Raw genomic sequence first — 5,908 nt, 5'->3', positions numbered from 1 at the left:
GGGTGGTCAGGTCGAAGGGCCGGTTGACGTACGGGGCGACGGCCTCGGTGAGGTCGGTGTCGGTGGCGCCGGGCGGGATGCGGTGGACGGCGAGGTCGACCGGCCCGGGCGGGTGGACGATCTGGCGGGGGTGGTCGCCGATCAGCGGGAAGCGGGTGCGCAGGATGTCGTGGCGGGCGGCGAGGCCGTCCAGGGCGGTGTGCAGGGCGTCCGGGTCGAGCGGGCCGCGCCAGCGGTGGGCGAGGTACAGGTGGTAAGCGGTGTCGGCGGGGTCGAGTTGCTGGAGGAACCACAGCCGGTGCTGGTCGGCGGTGAGCGGGTGGCCGGGCGGGTCGGCGGGTGTGGTCATGCGTCCACCTCGTCCTTGGTGCGGGCTTGCAGGGTCTTCAGGCCGACCAGGTCGTCGGAGACGGCGTCGGGCACCTCGCGGTCGAACCGGGCGAGGACCGGGATCCGCAGGCAGATCAGGGCGAGCGCGGCCATGGCGAGTCCGAACAGCAGGTAGGCGAGGCCGATGCCGCGGCCTTCGCCGGTGCCGATCAGGCGGCCGACGGTGTCGGCGAGTGCGCCGTGCTCGTCCATCAGGGGTTGCAGCAGGCCGGGGGCGGTGGGGGCCACGACGGCGAACCCGATCGGCAGGGTCGACCAGGCGACCATGGTGTTGACGGCGATGATCCGGCCGTGGAAGCGCAGCGGGACCTTGGTCTGGATGATGGTGGCGTAGGTGCCGTTGAGCAGCGCGAGGCCGAGGGTCATGCCGAACGCGCCGAGCGCGACCAGTGGCAGGGCCGGGCGCAGGCCGGTGAGGACGCAGGCGGCGGCCAGGCCCAGGGTGGCGTACAGGACGCCGCGCAGCCGGTCGCGGCGCGGGCCGCCCCAGACCAGCAGGGTGAGGCCGCCGGCGACGGCGCCCGCGCCGGCCGCCAGCGCGACCCAGCCGGTGGCGGGCAGGTCGGCGAAGGAGAGCACCAGCGGGGTGGTGAGCAGGAACAGCGGGGAGAGGAAGATGTTGAGGACGGCGAAGTAGACCAGCATGGCGCGGAAGTGCCGGCTGCCGAGCGCCCGCCGGAAGCCGGCCCTGATCTCCTCGGTGACGCTCTCGCGGCGGCGCCAGGCCATCGCCTGCGGGAAGCGGACGGCGAGGGTGACGGCGACGGCGACGGTGTAGCTGACCACGTCGATGGCGAGGATGCCGCCGAGGCCGATGCCGGCCAGCAGGCCGACGGCGAACAGCGGGACCAGGAACTGGGCGAAGCCGAGTGCCATCTGGACGATGCCGTTGGCGCGGCCGAGGAAGCGCTTGGGGACCAGTTGCGGGACGGCCGAGCCCCAGGCGAAGCGCTGGAAGGCGAGGGCGAGCGAGAGCAGCGCGATCAGGGCGTAGGCGTACCGGACATGGAGGCCGCCGGTGAGGTAGAGCGCCAGCAGGGCGGCCTGGGTGGCGCCGGCGGCGAGGTCGCCGGCCAGCATCACCTTCCGGCGGTCGCCGCGGTCGACGACGGCGCCGGCCAGCGGGGCGGCGAGGATGCCGGGGACGAGTCCGCAGGCGGCGAGCAGGCCGAGGTCGGCGAGCGAGCCGGTGCGCAGGTAGATCCAGATCGGCAGGGCGAACTCGGTGAGCGCCGAGCCGATCATGGAGATCTGCTGGCCGGTGGCGACGGCCAGGAAGCGGCCGAGGCTGGGCCTGACCTGCCGTCCGGTGCCTTCGGCGGCGGGGCGTCCGCCGCCGTCCGGTGCGGGCCGGGCGGCGGCGGCCGGGTCGCGGGAGACGTCCTCCAGCCACCAGGTGGCGTCCGGGGTGCGGGCGTGGTCCTGTTCGGTGCCCGCGGCGATGGCGGGGTGCACCTCGGTGAGGACGGCGGCGAGCTCCTCGGCGCGGTACTTGAGGAAGAAGTGGCCGGCCTCGTCGAGGACCACCACGCCGGTGGTGTCGGTGAGCCGGTGCCACTCGCGGTGGCGTTCCTGGTAGAACTCGGTGGCGGGGTCGCGTTCGCCGACGACGGCGATGACCGGGGCGTTCAGCCGGCCGCCGGCGGTGCGGAACAGTTCGCCGAAGTACTGCTCGGCCTTCTTGGTGCCGGTCCGCCGGTTGCGGACGATCAGGGTGAGCTGTTCGGGGGTGAAGTCCTCGGTGTCCAGGCCGGCCGAGGTGAGCGCGTTGACCATGTCCTGGTCGCTGCGCAGCCGGTCGGTGAGGGCGCCGAAGCGTTCGGAGAGGGCGGCGCCGCGTCCTTCGGGGCGGGCGAAGGGGAAGCTGCCGCCGAGGTGGACGGCGTCGACCTGGCGGCCGGCGGCCTCCAGTCGGCGGGCGATCTCCACGGTGAGCATCACGCCGAGCCCGCAGTGGCCGTAGAGCACGATCCGGCCCTCGACGCCGTCCAGGATCTCCTGTGCGGTCTCGGCCGCGACCTCGTCGAACGGCCGTGACTCCTCGCCGAGTTCGTGGCCGGGGACGGCCAGCGAGTGCAGGGCCCAGTCGTCCGGGAGGGCGTCGGCGAGCGGCTTGTAGATGAGTGCGCTGCCGCCGCCGTACGGGGCGCAGACCACCGAGGCGGTGGTGCGGGTGCGGTGCGGGGTGAGGCGGTGCAGCAGGCGGCGCGGTCCGCGCTCGGCGGCGTCGGCGCCGAGCAGGGCGGCGAGCGTGCGGACGGTGGGGTGCTGGAAGAGGTCCATCACGCCGAGGGTGCGGGCCTGGTCGGGCAGGGCGCGGCGGAGCCGGGCGACCACCTGGGTGGCGAGCAGCGAGTGGCCGCCGAGTTCGAAGAAGTCGTCGAGGGCGCCGACCTGGTCGAGGTCGAGCAGGTCGGCCCAGAGTGCGGCGATCAGTTCCTCGGTGTCGCCTTCGGGGGGCCGGTACCCGTTCGGGTCGGCGGGGCCGTCGGCGGGGGCGGGGAGCGCGGCGCGGTCGACCTTGCCGTGGGCGAGCAGCGGGAGGCGGTCGAGCGTGACGTAGCGGGCGGGGACCATGTAGTCGGGCAGGGTGTCGGCGAGGCGGGTGCGCAGGGCGGCGGCGGTGGGCGGTTCGCCGTCGCCGGGCCACTCGAGGTAGCCGACCAGGTGCTGCTTGATGCCGTCGCCGCGGGCCAGCACGACGGCCTGGGTGACGCCGGGTACGGCGGTGAGGGCGGCCTCGATCTCGCCGGGTTCGACGCGGTGGCCGCGGACCTTGATCTGGTGGTCGGCGCGGCCGAGGAACTCGAGTTCGCCGTCGGGCCGGTGGCGGACGAGGTCGCCGGTGCGGTACATCCGGGCGCCGGGTGCGGTGGCGTAGGGGTCGGGCAGGAAGCGGTCGGCGGTGAGGTCGGGGCGGCCGAGGTAGCCGCGGGCCAGCCGGTCGCCGCCGAGGTGCAGTTCGCCGGCCGTGCCGGGCGGGACGGGCTGAAGCCGCTCGTTCAGGACGTAGCAGCGGGCGCCGGCCAGCGGGCGGCCGATCGGGGTGGAGCCGTGCCCGGGGCCGTCGGGCAGGACCTCGTGGACGGTGACGCCGACGGTGGTCTCGGTGGGGCCGTAGTGGTTGAAGACGGCGCACCGGCCGAGGCGGGCCAGGCCGCGGGCCCAGCCGGCCGGGCTCGCCTCGCCGCCGAGGACCAGGGCCTTGCGGGGCAGCAGGCGTTCGGCGGGGGCGTCGGCGGCGAGGGCGGCCAGGTGGGAGGGGGTCATCTTGAGGTAGTCGATGGCGTGGTCGGCCATCGCGTCGGCGAGTTCGGCGCCGGAGATCCGCCGGGGCAGCAGGTGGATCCGCCCGCCGGTGGACAGGCCGAGGTACAGCATGGTGATGCTGAAGTCGAAGGCGAGGGACTGCAGCAGGCCGTACGAGCCGCCCGGTTCTATCCGCAGCCGTTCGGCGGCGCCGGCCAGGTAGTTGACGATCTGGCGGTGCTGGACGGCGACGCCCTTGGGGCGGCCGGTGGAGCCGGAGGTGTAGATGACGTACGCGAGGTCGCCGGGGCCGGCGAGTTCGGGGAGCGGCTGGTCGCCTGCGGCGTGTTCGGCGGCGGCGTCGATGCCGAGTACGGTGCCGGGGCGGCCGGTGGGCGGGGCGGTGCCGGGTCCGGTGACCAGGACCGCGGCGGCGGAGTCGGCGAGCAGGAACTCCAGCCGTCCGGCGGGCTGTTCGGGGTCGAGCGGGAGGTAGGCGGCGCCGGCCTTGAGCGTGCCGAGCATGGCGACGGCGAGGTCCGGGGACTGCTCGAGGCAGAGCGCGACCACGTCGCCGGGTCCGGCGCCGAGGGCGCGCAGGCGGTGGGCGAACCCGGTGGCACGGCGTTCGAGGGCGGCGTAGGTGAGTGTTTCGGTGCCGTGGGTGAGGGCGGGGGCGTCGGGGGTCCGGGCCGCGGCCGCGGCGAGCAGGGCGGTGAGGGTGGCCGGGCCGTCGGCGGGCAGGGCGGGGCCGGCCGCCCGGGCTGCGAGTTCGGTGTCCTCTCCGGGGGCGAGCAGCGGCAGTTCCAGGGCGGGGCGGTCGGGGTCGGCGAGGGCGGCCCGCAGCAGCACCTCGAAGCGGGCGGTGAGCCGCTCGACGGTGGTGTGGTCGAACAGGTCGGTGCGGTAGGTGAACAGGCCGTACAGCCGGCCGTCGGGCTCGTCGCGCAGGTACAGCGCGAGGTCGTGGTGGGTGGTGGCGGCGCGGTGGCCGAAGCCCTCGGTGCGGGTGGCGCCGGGCGGTGCGGCGGCGGCGGGCTCGCCGTAGTTCTGGAAGGCGAAGGTGGTCTGGAAGACGGCGGCCCGGCTGACGTCCCGTTCGACGGCGAGGTCGGAGACGATCTGCTCGAACGGCACCTCCTGGTGGGCGTAGGCGTCCAGGGTCTGCTCGCGGACCCGGCCGACCAGCCGGCCGAAGGTCAGCTCCGGGGTGAGCCGGACCCGGATCGGCAGCATGTTGACGAAGATGCCGACCAGGGCCTCGAGTTCGCCGTGCAGCCGGCCGGCGACCGGCGAGCCGACCGCGAAGTCGCTCTGGCCGCTGTGCCGGGCCAGCAGGACCTGGTACGCGGCGAGCAGCACCATGTAGCGGGAGGCGCCGTGGGCACGGGCCAGTTCGGTGATCCGCCCGGACAGGCCGGCGTCCCAGTGGAACTCGTGGGCGGCGCCGTCGTGGGTCAGGACGGGCGGCCGGGGCCGGTCGGCGGGCAGTTCCAGCGGCGGGACACCGGCCAGTTCGGCCTGCCAGTGGGCGCGGGAGGCGTCCAGGGCGCCGTCGGCGGTCCTGGCCCGCTGCCAGGCGGCGTAGTCGCCGTACTGGAGGGCGGGTTCGGCGAGGCCATGTGGGGTGCCGTCGGCGTGCCAGGCGTACAGGGCGTCGAGTTCGCGCTGCAGCAGGTCGATCGACCAGCCGTCGCAGACGATGTGGTGCAGCACCAGGGCGAGGACGTGCTCGCGCTCGGCGAGGCGGACCAGCAGGACCCGCAGCAGCGGGCCGCGGCCGAGGTCGAAGGGTTCGGCGAGCAGTGCCTCGACGGCCTCGGCGGCGCGCCGGTCCGGTTCGGCCTCGCCGCTCGCGTCCAGGTACCCGGCGGTGAACGGCGCCGGGTCGGCGACCACGGTGTACGCCGTGCCGTCCGTGGTGGCGGGGAAGGTGGTGCGCAGGCTCTCGTGCCGGGCGAGCAGGTCGGTGAGCGCGGCGTCCAGGGCGGCCCGGTCGTAGCGGCCGTGCAGGCGGCGGGCGGGGGCCAGCGCGTAGGCGGTGGAGCCGGGGGTGAGCTGGGCCATGAACCAGAGCCGTTCCTGGCTGCTGGACAGCGGCGCCGCGCTCCCGGCGGGCCTCGGGTGCACGGTACGGGCGGGGCCGCGGGCGCCGCGCAGCCGCTGCGCCAGCAGGGTCCGTTTGGCGTCGGACCAGCCCGTGGTCAGGGGCTGGGTTTCGGTCATCGTGGTCCTGTTCGGGATCGGGGGCGGCCGGCGGGCGGGCGGG

General features: G+C 75.3%; 2 protein-coding genes. Both read right to left on the bottom strand.

The genetic code is table 11. The features are described from left to right. Positions 1-349 (bottom strand): condensation domain-containing protein (locus AA75_RS19465; RefSeq protein WP_033821392.1); only part of this gene is annotated, 349 nt, incomplete at its 3' end. Further along, positions 346-5,865, bottom strand: a complete 5,520-nt coding sequence (locus AA75_RS19460) for a non-ribosomal peptide synthetase/MFS transporter (RefSeq protein WP_033821391.1) — start codon at positions 5,863-5,865, stop codon at positions 346-348. The genes AA75_RS19460 and AA75_RS19465, both read right to left, overlap by 4 nt. Positions 5,866-5,908: the final 43 nt, after the last annotated feature.

It is taken from the genome of Kitasatospora sp. MBT63, from assembly GCF_000710465.2.
Taxonomy (GTDB): Bacteria; Actinomycetota; Actinomycetes; order Streptomycetales; family Streptomycetaceae; genus Kitasatospora.
The sequence above is the reverse complement of the archived record's forward strand: the minus strand, read 5'-3'. Positions and strand labels throughout refer to the sequence as shown.